Annotated in this window: 22 protein-coding genes and 1 riboswitch; of the genes, 18 read left to right on the forward strand and 4 right to left on the reverse strand. The window is 32.1% G+C overall.

Features of this window, described 5'->3' with window-relative positions; translation table 11 throughout:
- Positions 1-360: 360 nt before the first annotated feature.
- The gene (locus FOT98_RS22110; protein WP_063260573.1) at positions 361-1,260 is read left to right on the forward strand and encodes a LysR substrate-binding domain-containing protein; all 900 of its coding nucleotides are present in this window, start codon (positions 361-363) and stop codon (positions 1,258-1,260) included.
- A gap of 72 nt (positions 1,261-1,332) precedes the next feature.
- Here the strand turns inward: FOT98_RS22110 and FOT98_RS22115 are convergent, their stop codons facing one another.
- Entirely contained in the window at positions 1,333-2,322 is a 990-nt protein-coding gene (locus tag FOT98_RS22115; RefSeq protein ID WP_063260574.1) for an aldo/keto reductase family protein, read from the reverse strand.
- A gap of 499 nt (positions 2,323-2,821) precedes the next feature.
- Here FOT98_RS22115 and abc-f point away from each other — a divergent pair, with 499 nt between their 5' ends.
- The 6 genes from abc-f (at position 2,822) to FOT98_RS22145 (ending at position 9,687) form a co-directional block, all read left to right on the forward strand.
- Entirely contained in the window at positions 2,822-4,450 is a 1,629-nt protein-coding gene (gene abc-f / locus FOT98_RS22120; RefSeq protein ID WP_063260591.1) for a ribosomal protection-like ABC-F family protein, read from the forward strand.
- A 20-nt stretch (positions 4,451-4,470) separates the two neighbouring features.
- Positions 4,471-5,064, forward strand: a complete 594-nt coding sequence (locus tag FOT98_RS22125; RefSeq protein ID WP_063260575.1) for a GNAT family N-acetyltransferase — start codon at positions 4,471-4,473, stop codon at positions 5,062-5,064.
- Positions 5,065-5,461: 397 nt separating this feature from the next.
- Complete coding sequence (locus tag FOT98_RS22130) at positions 5,462-6,004, forward strand: DUF3267 domain-containing protein (RefSeq protein WP_063260576.1); 543 nt, start codon at positions 5,462-5,464, stop codon at positions 6,002-6,004.
- Between the two features lie 268 nt (positions 6,005-6,272).
- Positions 6,273-7,043 (forward strand): ABC transporter ATP-binding protein, encoded by a 771-nt coding sequence (locus FOT98_RS22135; RefSeq protein ID WP_063260592.1) that lies wholly within the window; start codon positions 6,273-6,275, stop codon positions 7,041-7,043.
- Positions 7,018-8,949 carry an ABC transporter permease gene (locus tag FOT98_RS22140; RefSeq protein ID WP_063260577.1) on the forward strand — a complete coding sequence of 644 codons (1,932 nt, stop codon included), beginning with the start codon at positions 7,018-7,020 and terminating at the stop codon, positions 8,947-8,949. Before FOT98_RS22135 ends, FOT98_RS22140 begins: the two co-directional genes overlap by 26 nt.
- A gap of 66 nt (positions 8,950-9,015) precedes the next feature.
- Positions 9,016-9,687 (forward strand): lipoprotein BA_5634 family protein, encoded by a 672-nt coding sequence (locus FOT98_RS22145; protein WP_063260578.1) that lies wholly within the window; start codon positions 9,016-9,018, stop codon positions 9,685-9,687.
- Between the two features lie 65 nt (positions 9,688-9,752).
- Here the strand turns inward: FOT98_RS22145 and FOT98_RS22150 are convergent, their stop codons facing one another.
- Positions 9,753-10,094 (reverse strand): DUF3914 domain-containing protein, encoded by a 342-nt coding sequence (locus FOT98_RS22150; protein ID WP_063260579.1) that lies wholly within the window; start codon positions 10,092-10,094, stop codon positions 9,753-9,755.
- Positions 10,095-10,402: 308 nt separating this feature from the next.
- On the opposite strand from FOT98_RS22150, the gene FOT98_RS22155 reads away from it, so the two are divergent.
- The 10 genes from FOT98_RS22155 to FOT98_RS22200 all read left to right on the forward strand — a co-directional run bounded on the left by FOT98_RS22155 (position 10,403) and on the right by FOT98_RS22200 (position 21,063).
- Positions 10,403-11,446, forward strand: a complete 1,044-nt coding sequence (locus FOT98_RS22155) for a homoserine dehydrogenase (RefSeq protein ID WP_063260580.1) — start codon at positions 10,403-10,405, stop codon at positions 11,444-11,446.
- 124 nt (positions 11,447-11,570) lie between these two features.
- A complete protein-coding gene (pdxR, locus tag FOT98_RS22160) occupies positions 11,571-13,019 on the forward strand; it encodes a MocR-like pyridoxine biosynthesis transcription factor PdxR (protein WP_063260581.1) in 1,449 nt (482 codons plus the stop codon).
- A 4-nt stretch (positions 13,020-13,023) separates the two neighbouring features.
- Entirely contained in the window at positions 13,024-13,938 is a 915-nt protein-coding gene (ddlB, locus tag FOT98_RS22165) for a D-alanine--D-alanine ligase (protein WP_061678544.1), read from the forward strand.
- Between the two features lie 72 nt (positions 13,939-14,010).
- A riboswitch (TPP riboswitch) is annotated at positions 14,011-14,116 on the forward strand.
- A 122-nt stretch (positions 14,117-14,238) separates the two neighbouring features.
- On the forward strand, positions 14,239-14,928 hold the full coding sequence (gene tenA, locus FOT98_RS22170; RefSeq protein ID WP_063260582.1) for a thiaminase II: 690 nt from the start codon (positions 14,239-14,241) through the stop codon (positions 14,926-14,928).
- A 452-nt stretch (positions 14,929-15,380) separates the two neighbouring features.
- Positions 15,381-15,695: a heterocycloanthracin/sonorensin family bacteriocin gene (locus FOT98_RS22175; RefSeq protein WP_063260583.1), complete on the forward strand. Its 315-nt coding sequence runs from the start codon at positions 15,381-15,383 to the stop codon at positions 15,693-15,695.
- Between the two features lie 328 nt (positions 15,696-16,023).
- Entirely contained in the window at positions 16,024-16,503 is a 480-nt protein-coding gene (locus tag FOT98_RS22180) for a homoserine dehydrogenase (protein WP_144291147.1), read from the forward strand.
- A gap of 306 nt (positions 16,504-16,809) precedes the next feature.
- The gene (locus tag FOT98_RS22185; RefSeq protein ID WP_063260585.1) at positions 16,810-19,197 is read left to right on the forward strand and encodes an RNaseH domain-containing protein; all 2,388 of its coding nucleotides are present in this window, start codon (positions 16,810-16,812) and stop codon (positions 19,195-19,197) included.
- A 209-nt stretch (positions 19,198-19,406) separates the two neighbouring features.
- Positions 19,407-20,180, forward strand: coding sequence for a DUF3959 family protein (locus FOT98_RS22190; protein WP_063260586.1), 774 nt, complete (start codon positions 19,407-19,409; stop codon positions 20,178-20,180).
- 127 nt (positions 20,181-20,307) lie between these two features.
- Positions 20,308-20,724, forward strand: a complete 417-nt coding sequence (locus FOT98_RS22195) for a DUF3995 domain-containing protein (RefSeq protein WP_063260587.1) — start codon at positions 20,308-20,310, stop codon at positions 20,722-20,724.
- A 135-nt stretch (positions 20,725-20,859) separates the two neighbouring features.
- Positions 20,860-21,063, forward strand: a complete 204-nt coding sequence (locus tag FOT98_RS22200) for a hypothetical protein (RefSeq protein WP_000878362.1) — start codon at positions 20,860-20,862, stop codon at positions 21,061-21,063.
- Between the two features lie 248 nt (positions 21,064-21,311).
- Here FOT98_RS22200 and FOT98_RS22205 read toward each other — a convergent pair whose 3' ends face one another.
- Positions 21,312-21,524 (reverse strand): hypothetical protein, encoded by a 213-nt coding sequence (locus FOT98_RS22205; RefSeq protein WP_063260588.1) that lies wholly within the window; start codon positions 21,522-21,524, stop codon positions 21,312-21,314.
- A gap of 205 nt (positions 21,525-21,729) precedes the next feature.
- Between FOT98_RS22205 and FOT98_RS22210 the strand changes: the two genes are divergently transcribed.
- A complete protein-coding gene (locus FOT98_RS22210) occupies positions 21,730-22,731 on the forward strand; it encodes a DUF1835 domain-containing protein (RefSeq protein ID WP_063260589.1) in 1,002 nt (333 codons plus the stop codon).
- 68 nt (positions 22,732-22,799) lie between these two features.
- On the opposite strand, the gene FOT98_RS22215 is transcribed toward FOT98_RS22210, so the two are convergent.
- Positions 22,800-23,956 (reverse strand): IS3 family transposase gene (locus FOT98_RS22215; protein ID WP_144291148.1). Its coding sequence is split into 2 segments (ribosomal slippage): positions 22,800-23,707 and positions 23,707-23,956, totalling 1,158 coding nucleotides; the frame shifts between segments, so codons are not numbered across the junction.
- Positions 23,957-24,034: the final 78 nt, after the last annotated feature.

A 24,034-nucleotide genomic window follows, 5' to 3' on the forward strand; every position in this document is an offset into this window, starting at 1 on the left:
ATCCTTACATTAAAATTTTCTACAAACATATAATAGCTTATTGTAAGGGTATAATCAATAAAGATTTATCGAAAAACAATAATTGATTATTGGATAACGAATAACATTTTGTTTTTATAATTAGATGAATAAAATATCAAGTACTCGTTACTCAACAGAATGGTAAATCAAATAATATATGAAAGTAATGGAATTTCCCAAAACATGTAATTCAATTTAGTATAAATCTCTCGTATTTTTACGAAATGATTTATGATAAAAAAGAAACGAAAAGGAATTGATATAGTTTCCTCCTATTTTTATTTATAATTTATTAGAAGGAGGGCTTTGTTACTAGTTGTGAATGTTAGGGGGATTGTAATGGATATTCGAAAAATGAAATATTTTATAACGGTGGCAGAAGAATTAAACTTTAGTCGTGCGGCAGAACGTCTAATGATGGCACAACCGCCTTTAAGTCAAGAAATTCGAAAGTTGGAAGAAGAATTAGGTGTTCAACTTCTTCACAGGACAAAAAGGATGGTTGAACTTACTGATGCGGGGAAAATCTTTTTAGAAGGTGCGCGACAAACGTTACTTCAAGTAGATAGAACCATTAAAGAAACACAGCTCGCGGATGAAGGGAAGATCGGACATATAATCATCGGTTTTGTCGATTCTACAGAAACGGTTATAAACATATTAAAAACCTTTCGAGAGCGGTTTCCTAAAATTCAGCTTATATTACGCGAGATGACAACAGACCAGCAAGTAAAGGCACTTTATGAAAAACAAATTCATATTGGATTTATTCGTTCTAAGCAGAATAATGAAATATTGTATTCTGAAGTTTGTTCTAAAGAACGTTTAAAATTGGTTTTATATGAAGATCACCCATTAGTTTCGTTACCCAATATTCCTATTAGAGAACTAGTAGATGAATCATTTGTTTTATTTCCTCGTCATTTCGGTACTAACTTTTATGATTTAATTATTAGTTACTTTTGGGAACATGGAGTAAGTTTAAATATTGTTCAAGAAGCAATTCAAATGCAGACGATTGTAAATTTAGTTGCAGCAGGAATGGGGATTTCTGTCGTTCCATCTTCGGTGGAAAGTTATAAAAAATCGGGAGTCACGTATAAAGACATTCAGGAACATACACCGGAGATAAACTTATACGCTGGATGGAGACAAGATGAAAAGTCTATCGTACTCGAGAACTTTTTAGCAGTTGTTAGAGAGATTTATAAGACTTCACAATTTGAATTTGAAAAATAAAGGCCCATCTTGAATGGATGGGCAGTAATGAACTTGGAAAGATACTATATTTATTGTTAAGTCACTAATCAATCAACCTGTTTTACTTGAATCATACTCAATGAAACCTTTTAGCACACTATCAATTTGACCCATAATTTCAGGTAACAATGTAACACTAGAAGCAATTACATTTTCTCTTATTTGCTCCGGATTGGAAGCGCCAATAATAGCAGAGGAAACAGCTGGATTTTGTAGTACCCAAGCAACTGCAAGTTGAGGTAGGGTGAGATGATTTTCTTGTGCAATAGGATTAAGTTTTTGTATAGCATTAAGTACATTACTACTCATCCAACGTTGTACGAGTTTGTTAAAAAACGGTTTTCCCGCATCTGAATTAGCTCGTGATTGGGTAGGGATTGGTTTGCCCGGTTGATACTTTCCAGTGAGAATGCCTTGTGCGAGGGGAGACCAAACAACTTGACCAAGTCCTTCACGTTGACATGTAGGTATTATGTCTGTTTCGATCACTCGCCACAACATCGAATATTGAGGCTGACTAGCAATAAGAGGAATATTCAATTCTCGGGCAAGCGCTGCACCGCGTGTAATTTGCTCCGAGGTCCATTCACTTACGCCTAAATAAAGGACTTTACCTTGTCTTACAAGATCTGAGAAAGCTAACATCGTTTCTTCAAGAGGAGTTGCTGTATCGAATCGATGTGCATAATAGACATCAATGTAGTCTGTATGTAGCCGTTGTAACGATGCATTACAATTTTCTATAATATGTTTTCGTGATAATCCACGATCATTTTTTCCGGGTCCGGTCGGATGGCATACTTTTGTACAAAGTTCTATACTTTCTCGGCGTATTCCTTTCAAAGAACGACCAAGTATTTCCTCAGCAATAGTTTCCGAATAAACATCTGCAGTATCGAACGTGGTAATTCCAACATCTAATGCGGCTTTCACACATTCATTTGCAGTATCTTCATTTACTTTTCCGCCATGGTTTATCCAGTTCCCATATGCAATCTTACTTACTGTTAATCCACTGTTTCCGAGTTTGCTAAATTCCATTGGAGAATCCCTCCTTAAAAATGATAACTTTATTATAAAAACTGAAATGTAGTATGTATAATATAAAGTTAATCATACAGTTATATAAAATTTATATAAGAGGGCGTGCTTAGAAGGGGATTATTAGGGGAATCTTAAAATAAAGTATGCTTGTTCAATTTGAAGTTAAGAAATGATAAATAGACCTAGAAGAAAACAATCTTTATAATAGCACATATAATTGCATTTACTCATACAGTACTATCATGGTACAATATGGTTACTAACGACGGAAAGGAATGATGGGTGGACGATGATTAACTAATCTTATTTTTAAATGTTGAAATTAAATAAATTTCAATTTCTAAAAAATAGGATTAGTCTGCCCAATTTCCATACAACGGTATTGCTATTTATGTTGCGCAATAGCTTATTTGGGTATAAATATTTTAACGACTAATCCTGCCAAATTTATTTGGGAGGATTTTTTTATTCTCCCTTAATGAAAGGGATCGGTATTATGAAAGAACTATTAAAATTAAATGATGTTTATGTTGAAATAAAGGAAAACACTTTGTTAGAGAAAATGAATGTGACAGTAAGGCAAGGGGATGTTATCGGATTAATCGGTAAAAACGGGGCTGGTAAATCAACGTTACTTCAATTAATAAATGGGAAAATTGAACCATCAAAAGGTACTGTTGAATGGATGCAAATGAATATGACAACAGCATATGTTGAACAAGAAAAAGAATTTTTTGTTAGTAAGGATATGATTGCAAAAGAAGCCGAACTTCTTGCAAAATGGGGCGTGCCAACGAACGATTTTCTAACTTTAAGTGGTGGTGAAAAGCTAAAAGTTCGATTAGCAAAAGGATTTGCTGAAAATCCTAATGTCTTAATATTAGACGAACCGACAAATCATTTAGATGAGATGAGTACGGAATTTCTCATAAAACAAATCAAAAATATGAAAGGTACAGTTATCGTCGTATCGCATGATCGATACTTTTTAGATGTTGTCGCAACAAGAATATGGTCAATTGAGGATAAGAAATTAATTGACCATAGCGGGAATTATACGAGTTATATGAAAGCACGTGAGCGTAAAAGAATGACGCAACAGCGTGAATATGAAAAACAACAAAAAAAGATTGAACAAGTAGAAACTCATATAAAAGAATTAAGTTCATGGTCACAAAAGGCACATGCACAGTCTACAAAACAAGAAGGAGTGAAAGAATTTTATCGTGTAAAGGCGAAGCGAATGGACGCGCAAGTTAAATCGAAACGAAAGCGTCTCGAAAAAGAGCTGGAGAAAACGAAGGTAGAACGTGTGAAAGAAGAGTATTCAGTTGAATTTTCCATTCAAGCGAGTAAAAAAGTAGGAAAACGTTTCTTAGAAGTAAAACAATTGCGGAAAGAATTTAATAAACGTATATTATTTGAAAACGTTAATTTTACTATCCAGCACGGTGAGAAGGTTGCGATGATTGGAGCAAATGGTAGCGGGAAAACAACGTTATTGAAGATGATTATGGGAACAGAAACTACCGAAGGAGAAGTATGGATTTCACCATCAGCAAACATTGGATATTTAACACAAGAAGTATTTGATTTACCGCTTGATAAAACACCAGAAGATTTATTTTATAAAGAGACATTTGAAGAAAGAGGAAAAGTCCAAAATTTAATGAAACATTTAGGATTCCAAGCTACTCAATGGAAAGAGCCAATTGAGTATATGAGTATGGGGGAAAGAGTGAAATGTAAGCTCATGGCTTATATTTTAGATGAAAAAGATGTACTTATTTTAGACGAACCAACGAATCACCTTGATCTACCTTCACGTGAACAGCTTGAAAATACATTAGCTGAGTATAATGGAACACTCATTATCGTTTCTCACGATCGATATTTTCTGGAGAAAACAACTAACGTAAAACTTGTGTTTTTAAACAATACGATACAAAAGCAGCTCGAAGAACCTACGAAAACAAGAGATGAAATTGAAGAGCTACGTTTAACACTAGAAACAGAGAGACAAGAAGTATTAGGTAAATTAAGCTTTTTAACTTCTAAAGACAAAGAATATAAAGAACTGGACGAACGGTTTATGGAGCTTACGAAGCAGATCAAGGCGCTTTAACGTAAATAAGGGGGATTAATATGGGAATAGAGAGTTTGACTAAGTTATTTAAAATAGATTGTGGTGATATATACCTACAAGAGTTTACGGTCAAAGATGCAGAGAGTATTTATAAAATAGCAAATCAACCAGAAATAGAAAAGTTTTTACCCGACTGGAAATCAACGAAAGAACAACGAGTTAATTGGGTTACAAATGATGAAATACCAGAAAACAAAGCATTTCTTGATGCAGTGAGAACTACGACTAACATAAATGATCACATATTGAGGCTAGGAATATTTAAGAAAACCACAAATGAATTTATTGGATGGTGCTGCACAAGTCTGAAAGATGAGCTTCCTGCACCGAATAGAGAAATTATGTATGCTGTTTCAAGTGAATATCATAATAATGGATATGCAACGAAAGCGACACAAGGCTTGATCGGCTATTTGTTTGAAAATACAAATGTGGATGTCCTTAACGCAATTGCATTAATTAATAACGTACCGTCAAATAAAGTGATTGAAAAATGCGGGTTCGTTTATTTGAGTCAACAGACGATAGAAAACCAAATTTATAATCATTATGTATTGAGTAAATCCGAATGGGTAAAAAATAGTGCTCTTTAAAGGGGATCATGCAATGCAAAAAGCTTAGAGTTAAAATTCTAAGCTTTTTTGCATTTTAAAGTACTAGTTAACCAAATTATGTGTAGATTCTGGATGTGCGTTTCACCAAAAACAAATGTAGCAAGTAGTACATGCGAGAACTATTTCATAAACAGTATATTCAAAAGGTATTTGGAAAATTTTGTCGAATATATGTATCTATGAAAACACTAATTTCTCACTCAAATTATCCTACACATGGTTTAGTAGAAGAATGCACGGCAAAAGTGAAGGCAGCAAAGATTTGCATTTAAAATTAATAATTGAGTGTAAGTGGATTGCATGTTTTAAAATATGAAATTTTAAATGGGGGGGAAAGCGTATTATCATTTGGTTTCGTCACTTACCACAAATAAGTATGGATTGGTCAGAATGGTCTCCTTTTATACAAAATGATTGGCACCGAAAACATTATATGAAGTTTGTATATGTACTTCAAATCATTATTTTTCTAATACCGTATTATTTTGGAGCAAGCTTCACCGATCTTAATATATTATATCTCATCATCATAGGCATTTTGGTCTTCATTATTCATGAATGCCTACACATTATTGTTATAAATAATAAAGGTGATATTAGCTTAACTTGTAGTGGAATATTTTTTTGGCTAAATACGAATGCAATTCTATCCAAAGCGAGATTTTGGATCTTTATGAGTTTTCCTATTATTGTACTATCGGTAATACCGGCCATTATATCATCTTTTGTATCAGGCAATATTAAATCAATCTTATTATTTGTATGTTGGATAAACGCAATAATTTCTGCTTCAGATATATATAATTCATTATTAATTGCGATTAAACCGAAGAAATCAATTTTTTGTAGAGGTTATTATAAAGTGGAAGACAATAAAAAAGGGTATCTCAAAAAAATTTCAACTAAAGGCATTAGTTAAAAATATAACTTTGGGAAGTAAAAGACCGATCAAGCAATCGGTCTTTTCTCGTTTTTATAATAAAGATTTGATATACAATTGTATTTCCTATCACTATACAATTATTATAAGATAGTTATGCGTTAATTTTAATTTGTAAATAGTTTTATTATCGGTTTTTTCAGAAATCTTACAAGCGTGTAAGATAAATGAAAGATGAATCAATATGAGCTATAAGACAATTCATTTACACTCTATTATGAGAAGTGCAAATGAAGGGAGAATAGAAATGGAAATTTTACATGCGAAAAATATTAGTAAAGTATATAAAGGGAAAATACCTTTTAAAGCATTAGTGGATATTGATTTATCAATTCAAGAAGGTGAATTTATAGGGATCATGGGGCCATCAGGTAGTGGAAAAACAACGTTATTAAATATGGTATCTACTATCGACTCCCCATCCTCAGGAGAAATAGTAATAAATGGTACAAATCCTTTTCAATTATCATCCGAAGATTTAGCTTTATTCCGTAGAAAGCAATTAGGATTTGTATTCCAATCATTTAATTTACTTAGCACGCTTACAGTGAAGGAAAATATCGTATTGCCGATGACATTAGATGGTGTTTTTGTGCAAGAAATGAACAAGCGAGTGGAAGAAATTGCAGTGAAATTAAATATTACAGATATATTGAATAAAAGAACATTTGAAATATCAGGGGGACAAGCTCAAAGAACAGCAATCGCTCGTGCAATTGTTCATAAGCCGCAATTATTACTTGCAGATGAACCAACCGGGAATTTAGATTCTAAATCTTCAAATGATGTAATGGAGATGCTTGATACGCTTAACAAGGAAGAAAAGGCAACGATGATGTTAGTTACACATGATCCGTATGCAGCGAGTTATTGTAGCAGAGTTATTTTTATAAAAGATGGTCAATTATATAATGAAATTTACCGAGGTGAAAGTAGGCAAGCATTTTATCAAAAGATTATGGATGTCCTTTCTTTGTTAGGAGGGAAAAGGCATGACTTTTCGTCAATTCGCATTTAATAATATTTTTCGCAATAAGCGTACATATGCTGCTCATTTTTTAAGCAGTGCATTTTCGATTATGATTTTCTTTACGTATGCTCTTTTATTATTTCATCCTGATTTACAAGGTGAGTTACAGTCGACAAGTGCAACAATAAGTGCATTTGGTACATTGGGATTTTCAGTTTCGCAAGGTTTGATTTTTGTATTTTCATTTTTCTTCATTCTATATTCAGTAAGTTCGTTTTTAAAAACGCGTAAGAAAGAATTTGGTATTTTAATGATGCATGGTATGTCAATGAGGCAGCTTAAGAAGTTATTGTTAATTGAAAATATGCTAATTGGACTTGGCTCAATTTGTATTGGGATCCTCATCGGTCTCATATTTTCTAAACTAGTTTTATTAATAAGTGCCAATGTATTAATGATAAATAACGGTTTACCTTTTTATATACCAGTACAGGCTGTATTATTAACAATTGTCACGTTTCTTTTCTTATTTTTAATCGTTTCGTTAGTTACATTTAAAACGGTTAAAGTAACAGAACTTGTGGAACTTATGCAAGCTGGTGAAAAGCCAAAACCTGAACCGAAATCATCAATTTTATTATCACTTTTTTCATTATTTAGTATAGGATATGGCTATATTTTAGTATTTCGCTTTATCTCAAATTATAGTTTTATTACGCTCGGAATAGGTGTGCTCCTAGTAATTATAGGAACGTACTTTTTATATACACAGTGTAGCGTATATATATTGTACCTTGCAAAAAGGAGTGAATCTTTCTTTTTAAAGAGAACAAATATATTAACATTTTCAGAATTAATATACCGTATGAAAGATAATGCAACGATGTTTTTTATAGTATCTATTATTTCGGCAGTTGCTTTTACAGCAATTGGAACGACAGCTGCTATTGGAAATAAAGATTTGGTAAGAATGACAAACCCATATACATTTCTATATATAGGGCCTGAAAAAGACAAAATGGTGGACGAACATCTTTCTATTATAAAACAAAACCTTTCTGATGCTAATATTCCATATCGAATGGCTTCATCTTCATATATATATACAGAAAGTAACGTATGTGTAATGAAGTTAAGTGAATATAACGATCTTGCGAGAGCACTCGGTTATCAACAAGAAACGATTGAAAAAGAAGATGAAATTTTACTAATCCCTGGAATGGTATCGCAGAAACAAGAATTTAAAAATGATGACTATAAAAAGGATATTGAGGTCATTCAAGGAGAGTGGACAAAGACATTTCGTGTTAAAAAAGCTCTAGAAAATTTAGTTTTACCACATGATTCTAATAGTATTTATATAGCTGTTCAAGATCATATATATGATGGGATTCCTTTTAATGTTAATCAAAATGATATAGTTGTTCGAGATCGTACTTACGGATTTGTTGTAGATGACTGGTTGAAAACGAAAGAGATCTCAAACCAATTAAATAGTATATTTAGTAAAGAAGTTAAAGAAAGAGATTTCCATTTTCAAGCTCTAACATTAGATTTGTTACGTGCAAAACAAACAAATGGATTATTACTTATGGCAAGTGTTCTAGTTGGAATTGTCTTCTTTACATTTGCTGCTAGTTTTATTTACTTCCGGTTATATACGGATTTGGATCGTGATCAACAGCAATATAAAATGATTTCGAAAATGGGATTAAGTAAACGAGAATTAAAAAAAGTTGTAACGAGACAGTTAGTATTAATGTTTTTCTTACCGATTGTTATTGCAGTGATTCATACTGTAGTTGCTTATACCGCATTACAACAATTAGTCGATTTTTCCATTTTAAATAGCTCTATCGTTATTTTAATTTCATTTATATGTATACAGGTTTTATATTTCTTTATAACACGTTGGCGTTATTTACAAAAGCTTTATAAAACTATGGAGCAATAGAGTATATCAGCTTATAAGATTGCACAAAAGTATATAAAAAAGAAGTGAATTAAGAAAGGAATTGTGATGAAAAGAACATTAACCATTTTTATGTTAATTATAATACTTTTAATAAGCTTTAGTGCTTGCTCTAAAAATGAAAACAGACTTCCAGCCAACGGTGTATTAATAATCGGAGACGAAAATTATACTTCACCGATTATTAATCGTTATAAGGAGATTACGAAAGAAAATGAAGTGTTTTCTGTAAAAATAGATACATTTGGAATAGGACAAGTAGTAATTTTAAATGAATCTACAGCGCAAGCGTTGATTAAAACAAAGGTTTTTCGTGAAAGAGAGAATGGATCCAAATTTAGACCTTTAGATACGTTACCTAATTTACCAAAAGAAGGATCACTTTTGTTTGCAAGTGAAGATGAAAAAAAATTGAAAAGTATTGAATTAGAAGAAACGGAGATTGCTGTTAAATACGGTAGTGATGCTTGGATAGGTAACACTCGTAAATATCCAACCCAATATTATGTAATTGTAGCAAAAGATAGCGTGTATAAAGAAATAAATGCAAAAGAGACGAAAATGCACCTGCTCCACTTGAAAAAGTCTTTAGGTGATGAAAAACCTAAAATGTCGACAGATAATACATTGATTAATGAAAAGGTAAAAGTAGACAAGTTAATTGAAGGTTATAAAGGGGAAGTATCATTTCAGTTTGTAACGATTGGAGAAAAATCTTAAAAAAGAGTTCGAGGTTGATAGAATTTTTATCAACCTCGAACTCTTTTTAATACCATATAAATAACTTACATTACTTCATTTAACCGTGTCCCGTTCGTTTCTTCAATACCATTTGCATATTGAACCGAACTATCTTGAGTTTCCTTCTCTTTACGAGCCTTTTGTAGCATTTCAAGTATAATCCATAAAGGAACACCTTTATCCTTTAACATCTTCCATAAATCTAATTCATTAAATTTATGCTCAGGTTGTTTCATTTCTTTTTCAGATGAACGAATATCAAACTTGATTGGATCATTTGATTTTTTATCTTCAAGTTTAGTAGAAGTGGTGTTATTATGCTCAAGACTAGAGGTGGTTATTTTAGTAGGTTGAGATAATCTATTCATATTTAACCCGATTTGCATAGCGCTTTTCCTCCTATTTATGTAATGAAGGCAGTTTTCTTATAATGTATAGATTGGTTTAACATATGAGGAAACTATAATCAATTATAAATTCAAATAATCAGATTTACAAGTCATCATGATGAACATGATCGTCTATTTATATTTTTTGTTGATTAAATGATGGAATAGTAAATATCGATAGAATAATTGTAGGGAAACTATCATGATTATCAAAATAAATATTAATAAGGCGCTCTCAATGGAATTCGAGGGCGCTATATATTATATTGAAAGAGGGATTTGGTAGAAAAATATGGGGGGATATTATGAAAATTCAAGTTGTATTATCAGGATATGGAACAGTTGGCAGAGAGTTTGTAAAATTATTAAACGAAAAATATTCATATATATATGAAACATATGGGATTCAATTAATTGTAAGTGGCGTGTTAGGTAGAAATGTTGCAATACATAATGAGGATGGCTTATCTATTCATCACTTATTAAGGTATGGTGGCGGTAGCTCTGCAATTGAAAAGTATATTGAACATTATCCGAAGGAACGAGTAACAGATAACATAAGTGGTACTGTACTGGTGGAATCGACTGTTACAAATCTTAAAGATGGAAATCCAGGAAAACAATATATAAAACAAGCGATTGAGAAACAAATGGATATAGTAGCAATTTCAAAAGGTGCACTCGTTACAAACTGGAGAGAAATAAATGAAGCAGCAAAAAATGCAAATGTACGAATTCGATATAGTGGTGCGACCGCGGCCGCATTACCGACACTTGATATTGGTCAATTTAGTTTAGCTGGTTGCCATATTGAAAAAATAGAAGGAATATTAAACGGGACTACTAATTATATTCTTTCGAAAATGAATGAGGAAGATATTACGTTTGAAGAAGCGCTGAAAGATGCGCAACGTAAAGGAATTGCTGAAACGAACCCAATATTAGATGTAAGTGGTTCTGATAGTGCTTGTAAATTGTTACTTTTGACAAACAGTTTAATGGGAACAGAAAATACGCTTGCAGATATACATATAAAAGGAATCGAACATGTTACACAACAACAAATTCGAAATGCTAAGGAACATAATAAATATATTAAATTAATAGCTTCAGCATATAAGGATCAGGATGGTAAAGTTGCTTTTAAAGTAGAACCGTACGAAATAGATAAGGATCATCCGCTAGCAAATGTAAATGGGACAGAAAAAGGGATTACGTTCTTTACAGATACGATGGGACAAGTTACTACAATTGGTGGTGCTTCTAATCCACGCGGAGCCGCAGCAGCAGCTTTAAAAGATATTATTAACTTATATCGTAAAGATCTGTACCGTATTAGTGAGGAGTGACATCCACCATTGATTATTAGCCTTTATTTTTATAATACCGTACCGCCCTTTATAAAAAATACATATGTAGTGGACCTTTTGAGAATGAAATAATTATGCAAAAATGATTGCAGGGGGTAAGGAATTGTTTAAAGATTTTAAAGTTGTCAAAGATCGTCCCGTTTATATTCAATTGAAAGATTATTTGAAAAAGATGATTATGAAAGGGCATTTGCTTGGGGATCAAAAAATTCCTTCAACAAGGGAGCTAAGCGAATTACTAAGTGTGAGCAGAAATACAGTACTCGCTGCTTATGCCGATTTAGAGCAAGAAGGACTCATTTATGCAGTTAAAGGAAAAGGAAATTTTGTTGCGAAGGTTGATATATCGAACACTTCGTCAGTTGAAATAGATTGGAAAAATAAACTTAATACAGTTACCTTATTAGCGGATGAATTAGATTTAATGAAACATGGTGTTCGCTGGGAAAAAGGAATGATTGTTTTTAACAGCATTGCTCCGGACGAAAAGCTATTTGATGTGGAAAACTTCAAAAGAGCTTTTCTTACTCGTATGTCCATTGAAGGTGATGTTGTATTAAACTACGGATATGCTAAAGGTTATAGACCGTTAATGAATTATCTACTTCATTACATGGAAATGAAAGGCGTAGATACTTCGAACAAAGATATTTTAATTACAAATGGGTTTACTGAAGGATTGGATATTGTACTTTCCTCGTTATCCAAAAAATCGGGGCGGGTTATTTGTGAGAACCCGACGCATCATGCTGCACTGAAGCTTTTCCGTTTACATGGACTTGAAGTGCATGGAATTAATATGAATGAAGATGGCATCGATACGAACGAAGTAGAAAAAAGTTTGCGTGAAAAGGATTTTGATTTCGCGTATTTAATTCCTTCTTATCATAATCCAACTGGTATTGTTACGAGTTCGGAGAAAAGAACGGAACTGATGAGATTATTTTCAAAATATAAAATTCCTATTATAGAAGATGGGTTTAATGAAGAACTACGTTATTCAGGTTCACATTTAGCACCATTATTAACCTTTGCTGGCGCTGGTAATAATGTGATTTATATTAGTAGTTTTTCGAAGGTACTTTTCCCTGGTTTACGTGTAGGATGGATTATTGCAGATAAAGAACTAATTCATCATTTAGAAAGTGTAAAAAGAGCAAGAACGATTCACACATCTACGTTAGATCAAGCTGTTCTATTTCAATATTTACATGAAGGCTATTTTGAAAAATATTTAAAAAAGGCAAGATCAGTTTATAAGAAAAAATATGAGTTAGCGGTTGGGGCGTGTAACGAGTACATTCCGTTTCAAAGAATGACCGGTGATGGTGGCCTCCATTTATTTATAGAGTTAGAAGAAAAAATTCATGCCCGTACGCTTTTGCAAAAGTGTTATGAGCAAGGGGTTACATTTTCTCCAGGAGATGTTTTTTATTCTGATGGAGGAGGAGCGAACACTTTTCGATTAGGATTTTCACGTCTGAAAGAAGAAGATATAGTTCGGGGAATCAAAATAATTGGTGGTACAATAAAAAATGAAATTTGGAGTTGAGGAAATGAGAATTGGCGTTATTATGGGTGGAGTATCTTCTGAAAAACAAGTATCAATTATGACTGGAAATGAAATGATCGCACATTTAGATAAAAGTAAGTATGAAATAGTTCCAATTACGTTAGATGAAAAAATGGATTTAATCGAAAAAGCGAAGGGCATTGATTTCGCGTTGCTCGCATTACACGGAAAATACGGAGAAGATGGGACAGTTCAAGGAACACTTGAAAGTTTAGGTATTCCTTATAGCGGAAGCAATATGTTATCTAGCAGTATATGTATGGACAAAAATATTTCGAAAAAGATTTTACGTTATGAAGGCATAGAAACACCAGATTGGATTGAACTTACAAAAATGGAAGATCTAAATCTTGATGAATTAGATAATTTAGGGTTTCCATTAGTGGTAAAACCCAACTCTGGTGGTTCAAGTGTTGGGGTGAAAATTGTCTATGATAAAGACGAATTAATCTCGATGCTGGAAACTGTGTTCGAATGGGATTCTGAAGTAGTAATAGAGAAGTATATAAAAGGTGACGAGATTACATGTTCAATTTTTGATGGAAAACAGTTACCTATCATTTCAATTCGACATGCAGCTGAATTCTTTGATTACAATGCGAAATATGATGATGCTGGTACAATTGAAGAAGTTATCGAACTTCCAGCTGAATTGAAGGAACGTGTAAACAAAGCGTCACTGGCTTGTTATAAAGCTTTGAAATGCAGCGTTTATGCGAGAGTTGATATGATGGTGAAGGACGGTATTCCATATGTAATGGAGATTAATACTTTACCAGGGATGACACAAGCAAGTTTACTACCAAAAAGTGCAGACGCGGCTGGAATTCATTATAGTAAACTATTAGATATGATTATTGAAACTTCAGTAAGAGTAAGACAAGAAGAAGGATTTTAAGTAGTGGTTGCATGAATACTTTTGACAGTAACATGAAGTATGTTATGATGAATACAATACGAAAATTAAATATTTATCCACTAGGGGGGCCTATTATAGGCTGAGATTAAATGCAAATTTGAGACCCTTAGTACCTGATCTGGTTAATACTAGCGTAGGGAAGTGGGAAGACATTACTATTTTATGAATAAATACTGTCAATTTCACTTTCTTTACGCCTGTAAAGAAAGTTTTTTTGTTTTACAGATTTAATAATTGTGGGTAAATACTTAAATTTTATACATAATTGGAGGGATTTAAATGACTTTTTCACAATCATTACGTAAAGAAGTAGATTCAATTTGGGAAGCTAGTTTTCAACACCCTTTTGTAAAAAAACTTGGTGAAGGAACGTTAGATTTAGCTAGTTTTCGCTATTACGTGCTTCAAGATTCATATTATTTGAGTCATTTCGCTAGAGTACAAACTTTAGGTGCTGCAAAGGCTCTAGAATTAGAAACGACAGCTCGGATGGCACACCATGCTCAAAATACATATGAAGCAGAATTATCTTTACATGAGAATTTTGCGAAAAAACTAGGGATTACACAAGAAGAAAAAGAGAATTTTATCCCAGCTCCAACTGCATATGCATATACTTCACATATGTATCGTGCTGCGTATGAAGGACATTTAGGTGATATCATTGCGGCAATTTTACCTTGCTATTGGTTGTATTATGAAATTGGTGAACGTTTAAAAGAGTGTCAGCCAGAAGAGCCAATTTATAACGAATGGATTTCTGCTTACGGATCTGATTGGTTCCGTACATTAGTTGAAGAGCAAATTACACGATTAGATGCAATAGCTGAAAAAGTAACAGAGGCAGACCGAAATCGAATGAAACAGCACTTTATTATTAGCAGTCAATATGAATATTCATTTTGGGAAATGGCCTATACTTTAGAAAAGTGGCCGGTGAATACAGAAATAAAAAATGTAATTGGATAATGAGTAGAGGTATTGCTATTCACAGGTATGAATAATACTTATGAATAGGATTTCACCAAAGAAGTATCGCAATAAGACGCATTAATCTAAGTGCGTCTTTTTTCAATTTATAAAAATGAACCCATGGAAAAAATAACCTAAAAATAGGTGTATGAACAAGGTGCATCATATAGTGTTAGGTCATATTTTGTAGGGGTACGTATTGAACTTAGTTTATCCCGCTTTAATGGGCAATAAGCCCCCCACTTCAAAATTCAGCGAAAGCAAAGAAGTTAGGTGGGGATCAACTGCCCATAAAAGTCCGATTGGTGAGGGCTGATAATCAGTGGGGGATGAAGAAAACCCCCACTGATTAAAGTTTCACTTTATAGCGCTATTTTTACTTAGATTTAACGAACAGAAATATAAGAAAGCATTGAAAAAGTTGAAGTTTATAAACGGAGGGCATGAAAATGAATAATTTTCAACAAGAACTACAAGCGTTAAGCCTTAATGATTACCAGCCTGGAAATATCGTATATTGGGAACAACAAAACCAAAATCCATATTACTATATTGAAGATGTTGCTCGTCGCTGCGGAGGCTGTGGAGGGCGTTGTGGAGGTTGTGCAGGTCGCTGTGGTGGATTCCGTTGTATTGGTTGCTTCGGTTGTTTTGGTTGTGGCGGCTGCGGAGGTTGTGGTAGCTGTGGTAGTTGTTCAAATTGTTTTAATGGTTTTAGTGGTACTACTGATACAACTGGTACTATTGTAACATATGAATATTAATATTAAAAAATGAGTCCATTTGTGAAGCATTATATAACTTTTATAAAAGAATTTGATAAAAACTGATGTAGCACTCAAGTGAAAGAATGATATTTAGGTGTAAATCAAGATAAGATAGAAAAAGCAATGATTAGATTTAAAGTTTAATCATTGCTTTTTTATATTTTTATCATCAATTAAGAAATCTGTTGCTTCTAGTTAGTGGGTAGCGAAAGAAATTATTACAACTATGTAAGATTAATGTAATGTTAATCGATAGTAAATGAAGACACTTGAGTGTATTTTAAAATATTGGGGTAAGTAAAATTTTATTAGGAAGTGTATTAAAATGATTGAAATTAAATCTATGATCCATTCGTACAAACTAAAGAGAAAAGTAGCAAGGGATTTATACGGAAACAGAGATGAATTGACACTGTTATTAAATGAATGTAATAAAATGAAACACACAGTAACATGTGAAAAAAAGAAAAATAATATATTATCTCGTTTACAATTAATTTATCAAAATATGAAATTAGATAAACGGTATCCTCTTCCAATTACTTTTAATAGTAAATTATTGGATCGATTAGAAAAAGAATCTTTTTATTCTATTGAGGAAGGTATAGCATGTCTACAATTAATGTTAGATATAAATTATGAGAAAATAAAACAATATGGATCGAGTACAAGTAGGTCATTTGTTCCATTATCGCAGTCTTCCATTTGTCTTGCTGATTGTGTTTGTATAACTGGATTTGTATTAGGATTACTAGGTGTAGTTACAGTTGGAGGATTAGTGTTATCTGTATGTTCAATTACATAAAGGTTGATATCTGTAAAAAAAGGGCATCGTTTTAAGGTGTTCTTTTTTAGTATTATTGTAAAATTACTGTAAATAATAAATACATTATATTAATAATATTGTATAATTTGAATGTATTAAAATAAAGATATTAGAGGTGTCGTATATGATTACTTTTAATTTTTAAATCAGTCTTTTTAATAATTTATTATTCGGAGGAATCTTTATACTTTTCTTTTAAATACTTGGTATAAATCGATTAGATTAAGTGATAATTTTTCTAGTTTTTTGTGATCAAGAAAAATGAAGAAAGGAAGTAATCATTTTATGGAAAAATTAAAGTTATTAACATTTGAAAATATAGTAGAACCTCTCTTAAACGAAAGTGTGTCATTTATATATTTCCCTATTGATTGGCTTGATATTGTAGAGATACATTATAAGACATTTTTATTAACAAGTAAGTTGAAACGATTGAATGAAAGATTATATGATATGTTTTCTGATATATTATTTATTCAGCATAATCCGTATGTATTAAGTGAAAATACACCATGGATTGTATCGAAAGAACCTATTAGAAAAGAACAACTCGATTATATTTTCCAAAGTTGGTATGAGGTAATTCATGATTGGAAACCTAATAAATTAATAGAATTGCCAAAATATGAATGGCATTATGATTTAATTTCTAACTTAACAGTACTACATGATAATGAAATATATTCTAAGTGGGTGCCTGCTTTAATTTCTTATATTTTTTGTGAACAACCTGTACGGATAGAGAATATCAATGAAGAAGATATATATTTTTCTCCTCTTAGATCACAAAATATTTGTGAGGCAATGTCAGAGCCTATTAAAGATGAAAAAACTCAAGATTATTTCGCCTATGTATATCGTTTCGAATGTATCACGCGCGGGGGCGAAAATATTCCATTATTAAATGTTTCTATAGGAATTCGGAGGTTTTACCAAGAATATAACCATCCAGATATTCCTTTGCTATTAAGACGAAAACGGGGCATGATATTGGTTTCTACTCCAGAATTTGCATCGAATAATAAGAAATTACGATTTGTAAAACTAAAAGTTCAGCAGGCTATAAACGGCATAAAATGGATTAAGATATTTAGAAATTTAAAAGATGATTTTCGTATAGGTGGAGAAGTTGAATTAGAGCATATTCTTCAATATCCGAAAGATTATATGATAGGAACAAATATTAGGGTGTTGCTTCCATACAATGAGAGAATATATAAAGTTCAAGGTACTAAAATAAAACCTGGTATAAAAGTAAAAGAAAGAGAGCATCTATTTAAAGGGTTTCAGCAAAAATTCGCTAATTTCACATTACTACCAGAATGTAAAAAGGTAGCAACAAATAATGAAAATGAATTATTCCCTTTAATTGCACCAAAAGGATTAGAGACTATAACGTTAGAAATATGGTCTGAAAAAATCTCGTTGGAAGTTGAACAAGCGTTATTTGAAAGTGAAATTGTGTTAGCTCAAATCGGTGAGTCATTATATGTTTTAAATGCAGATTCTCCAGTATTGTTAAAAATAGTAAGATGTAATATTGAAAAAGTATTGCAAAATCCATATAAAATGCAATATTGCCAGAAATACAAAACAAATTTAGTAGAGGATGTTATGAAAGCGGTTTATGCTACTGCAGGTGAGCGCAATGATGCGACATTGGCGTTAATCGCAATGAAAAATTGTGATGGGCGTGAAAAAATCGATCCAAAGCAAATCGTTAGAGAAGGGTTTGCACGAACAAACCGTATTTCAGCATTTATTAATTTATTTATAGGCCAAAGTGTAACCCATAAAACAATAATAAATTGTATTCGTAGTTTATTAGAACAAAAAGGATTTTTGAAACGTAGTTGGAATAAAATAAATTTACCTTGTACATATGTTAATTTATCAATTGAACGAATCTCGAAATTTGATTTCTTACCTATTATTTCACAAATAAAAGGAAAAGAAATTTCATATAAATTATATGGTAATACAGAGTGGCAAACGATTGATTGCTTGTTATTAAATGTAAATAAACATAATACCTTTTTACCACAACCTTCAAAAAGAAATGATATGGGAATTCAATTTAAACAATTTGTTTTTGAAACATTAAAGGGAATTTTACAACGTGCAAAAGAGAAAAATGAACAAGTGTATTTCATTGTAGATGCGCATTTAAGAAAATATTGGATGAAAGAGTTACAAAATAAAAAAATTGATATAGATATTTTACCGGAGATTGTTCCTGATGTGCTAAAGGTTCCTAATTTAAATGTTATAAGAATAAATACATCTTTTGATACACCAAAATACGGTGTGATAGAACGTGATGATGTTCCTGAGGGCACAAGTTTATATGTAGATCAAAAAGGGATGTATTATAGTACTGGTGAATATTCGCTAAATGGTAGTGAAACATCGCAGCGATACATACTTGAAATATTAACGCTAGGTGTAAAACCTGTAGAAAGGAATTACATCGCTAAAATGATACACTATATGTGCTGTAATTCAAGTATGCTTCAGGAAAAAAATATACATATGCCGTATTTTATGCATATGGCGAAAGTAATAAAGAGCTATATGACGGATATAGATGCAAGAGAATTTAAAGAGTTTGATGATGAATTGGATGTAGATATAATGAAAATAGAAAAGAATGATTCAATCTTTCTGCTTTAAATAATAGTAGACAAATCCTGCTCGTTATATTGATCAGGATTTGTCATTTTTTCATGTAAATAAGGATATCCTTTGTCATGTATCTTTTCTTTTATGTATTTACTTTATTTACATACAGGATTAAGATATTTTTTAGAAATACAAAATCTACATCCTATGGAAAAGCAATATGAATTGATTTAAAAGAAATTTGAAAGGAATGAGGAATTGTGAAGAAATTAGATGTGTTATTAATGCTATTAAGCGGCCTCTTTCCAGTTGCAGGAATTATGAAGCAAATCCCACTTGAACAATCTTTATATATTGGAGGCCTATTATTTTTTACTAGTTTCGGTAGCTATTTTGCGAAAAAAATATATTCACGTATATGTAGTTGGATAGCTTACGCGCCATTTATAACACTACTGTTAGTCATTTGGCATCAAGATATTTCAATAAGTTCCATAATAGCGAATGCGAAAATTGCCGCTTGTATCGCTTTAATTCCATGTTTATTTCGTTTTCGTACATATGGACTTACTTTAGGTTTATTCTCATTATGGGCCGCTTTACTATGGGATATTAAAGAAGTACAGTCGTTAGTTATACTTGAACGTATGTCGAGTTTAATGACAAGTCATTACTTATATCTTCTATTGTTAGTTGGAGGACTTATTTTAGGTGGATTACTTGCGATGCTATTACATCGTAAAGAGCAGGATGATAATAAAGAAAATATAAATCTACTTCAACAAAAAAAGAAACGCAAAAAATTATCATTTAAGATTCCACTTCCAAAATTACCGAAAGTAAAGATAAAATTATTTAAGTTTGGTGGAAAAGCATCAAAACGAAAAACACCAGAAAACATACGTGAGCATAATTACGAAGAACCAGCTGCAACTGCAACATATGAAATGAAAGAGCAAATACAACAATATAAAGAAGGTACTGCTCAAGGACAAACGAGGATGGAACGTCGTAGGAATAGGTATAATGTATAAAATATTTCAGTAACCCCTTTAATGATGTATCATTAAAGGGTTTTTTTATGTAATTTATAGATTACTAATGTGGAAATTGTAGCATACTCTAAAGTTGAGGACTTAAATAAAATAATGGGAGGATAAAATGCTTATTATTACATCCATTTCGGTCTGTATATTATTTTTACTTAGTTTTTTACATGTTTACTGGGCTTTCGGAGGTAAGTGGGCGACAAATAGTGTCATTCCAACAAAATCTGGAGAAAAGGCGTTTATACCAGGTACAGGAATGACATTGTTCATTGCGTTATTATTAAGTATGGCAGCAATAATTTTATTACAACAAACCAATGTTGTTCATTTTGCATTTCCAAATATTATTGTTCAAATAGGATCCTGGATTTGTATGATTGTGTTTTTAATAAGAGTGATTGGTGAGTTTCATTATTTTGGTATCTTTAAGCGAAAAAAAGATACGCAATTTGCTAAAATGGATACTGTTTTATATATACCACTTTGTGCATTTTTATCTTTATCATTCTTACTAGCAATAATATCGTGAATAGAAAATAGTACCTGCTTTCTTTAAAATAAACGTGAATTAGCAAGGAGTAAAAGTGAGAAATCTAGTAGGAAATAAAAAGGATGTAAGCGTCTTCTTATCGAAGTATAGATTATTATGAAAGGCGGCGACACTATGAAGTATGTAAAAGTATGTATGAATGGCGGAAGCGAACACAAATTCTCGATGACTTTAGATCGGTTTGAAGAACTTATTACTACAGAGAATGGACTATTAGAAAATAAATTAGTTAGTATTGAAAATGTAATGATTAATCCTACTAATATATCTTCTGTAGTTGAAAAAATTGGTGTACCGGCTAAGTTTATGGAAGCTTAAAAATTGGTACATAAAAAACATCCATAGGGATGTTTTTTTATTTATAAATATGATAATTGTACAATGAATATATGAGCAGGATTTTTAGCAATACGTATACATTTGATGTGTAATAGGTGCACAATAAAATAAGTACAAGCATATAGTATTAAGTAGGACAAGACCTTCGTGTCCTACTTAATACTCAGAAAAAACCTCTATCACATGAGAGCATCCAATTGCAGGGTGCTCTTTTTTTATCCAGCTCTTTAACTTTCAATTTTAAACATATCTTTGATGTTAATAAATATTAAAAATAATATAATAGCAAACATTAAGTTAGATAAATAGAAATTTTGATGAAATAGTAATTCGAAGATGACATCGAAAACATATAATAAGGCGATGGTAGGTAATATACAAATAAATAAAAATCTCCAATTTTTTAGATAATGTTTATAATTAGTAAATACTTTTTCCATAAACATAGCTCCTGTGTTTTTTATTTTCTATATAATTATACATTTAAATAAAAGGATTTACAAAAAGTTATTTAGCTATTAAAAATATTATTTAGCTGTAGCAATCTGAATAATAAACGCTTTTACTTTAAAACACTTTTAAAGAACGATACTAAAATGATACACTATAATCTACGTTATTTTAGAAATGAATAGAGGGATTTGTGTGATAGATAAAATCAAAAATGTTGTAGAGGATATGTATGAAGAGGAAGCAAAGCATTTACTTCAAAGTATTCTAATACAATTAGATGTATTAGACGGGAATTATAACGAAGATATGATAAAAAATTTAACGAGTATTCCTAAGCAATTGACAAGTCATGCGACTCAGGAAAAGAACGTAAGAGAAAGTATACACATTCATATCGCCTTTGATGATTCAACAGCTGGTTGTTTAAAATATATGTTGAAACAGGAAGGATTACTTGAGGAGAGTGTAGTTTCATTCTCTGAATTCTTTTCAATTGGGCCTGTTCATCAATTACATACAAATGAAGGTCAATTAGCAAGAAAAGAGTGGTTATTAAATAACTTAACTTCTTATGATTGTTATTTTGAAGAAGAGTATTTACCAAAATTTAAGGAAACTTTAGAAGTTCTACATTCAATTCCAAATGAAACACCAATTACCATTTGGAAGGCAGATAACGCACATGAACATGTAGGCTTAAGTTTTGTAATTGCACAATTAAAAGATAAGAAAAACATTCGCGTTATGAATACGTCTGAAGCAAGTAAAGAAATATTAAAACAAGAATATGATATTCGTGGAACTGGAGAGTTAGCACCTGAAAGTTTAGCTCTAATTCAAAAAAGTTTTGTAGAATTGCCATATTTAACTGTAGAGAAACGTATGCAGTTTGAACATGAGTGGGATAGTCTATCGAAAAGTACGGAGTTTTTAAGAGTTTGGAAAGAAAATGAAGTGCATTCTGTACAAGAAGATTATTTTGATCAATTTATGATTGAATGTGCGAAAAGTGCAGGTGCTGATCGTGAGTTCCTAAAAGCTCCTAGAGTAATTGGTGAGGCACTTGGTCTTGTAGAGCAATCAGTTGGCGATACATTTTTAGAATATCGCTTAAAGGAATTAATAAAAAAAGAAGTTTTTGAATTTGAAGGTTCGTTAAATGAAATGCGTTTTTATAGTGTGAAGTTGAAATAGCAATTAAACAAAAATCCCTTTCTAATAAATTGAAGTGACCCCCGAAAACGGGACACCTATCAAAACACCTAAACCACTTGTTCCCTAAATTCTTTAGGGGATAGGTGGTTTAATTTTTCTTGAATTCGCACACAATTGTAGTAATGAATGTATTCTAGCACAATCTTTCGCACAGTTGTGTTGGATACTTTTGTTATCTCTTGTGAATAGAAGGCTTCACTTTTTAAATGACCAAAGAAGCTTTCCATGACGGCATTATCATGGCAATTTCCTCTCCGGGACATGCTAGTGATAATGCCGTTTTCTTTGGCATACGCTTGAAATTCTTTCGCAGTATAAATACTTCCTTGATCTGAATGAAGAAGGACATCTTTTACTTTTCTCCCTCGCATGGCTCGTTTTAATGTCTTCATCGCTAATGGCAGTGCTTGGGACTCGCTGATGACATAACTAATAATTTCACGATTAAAGGCATCCATAATCGTCGATAAATACAAGGTACGCTCTCCAAATAATAGATATGTCACATCTGTAAACCACTTTTCATTTGGTGCGGATGCATCGAATTGACGTTCCAATCGATGAGGGGCTACCACTGGTTCCGCACCATTGATATATTTCTTTTTCTTCCGACGAACTTTTGAGAGAATATGATGTTGTCTCATGATTCGTAATACTTTCTTATGATTCACACACAGCCCCATTTTTCGAAGAGTAGCGGTCACTCTTCGGTATCCATACCGTAATTTATGCCTCAGACAAACGTCCTTTATTTTCTCTTCTATCTCATCTCTCAGGTCCTCTGTTCGTTGTAACCAACGATAAAATGTAGAACGGGGTACTTCTAATACGTTGCACAATTCTTTTACCGTTATTTTTGTTCTTACATCTTTCCATAAAGTAACTACAGCTTCTGGCTTCAGCCCCTTTCGATTTCCAGATACTTTCCCCATACAAGTAATTTTGTTTTTAACTGTTTATTTTCTAACCGTAGCTGTTCCAATTCATTTAACTCTTTTGGCCCTTTTCCATAAGAATATTGTTTTCCTACAGGTTGTTGAAAACGGTACGTTTGACCGGTACGATACCACTTCATCCATGTCTTAATTTGGGAAACATTTTTAATTCCAAGCTTCTCCATAATGGTCCGATTGGAATACCCATCCTTTTTCATTTCTATGACTTTCCACTTTATTTTTTCTGGATAATGAACTCTTGTTTTCAAACCAAAAACACCTCCATTGAATTTGCATACTTAGTATGCGAATTCAGGAGGTGTTTTTTTCATGTACCACTATTCGGG

The organism is Bacillus sp. HY001, assembly GCF_007558965.1.
Classification (GTDB): domain Bacteria; phylum Bacillota; class Bacilli; order Bacillales; family Bacillaceae_G; genus Bacillus_A; species Bacillus_A mobilis.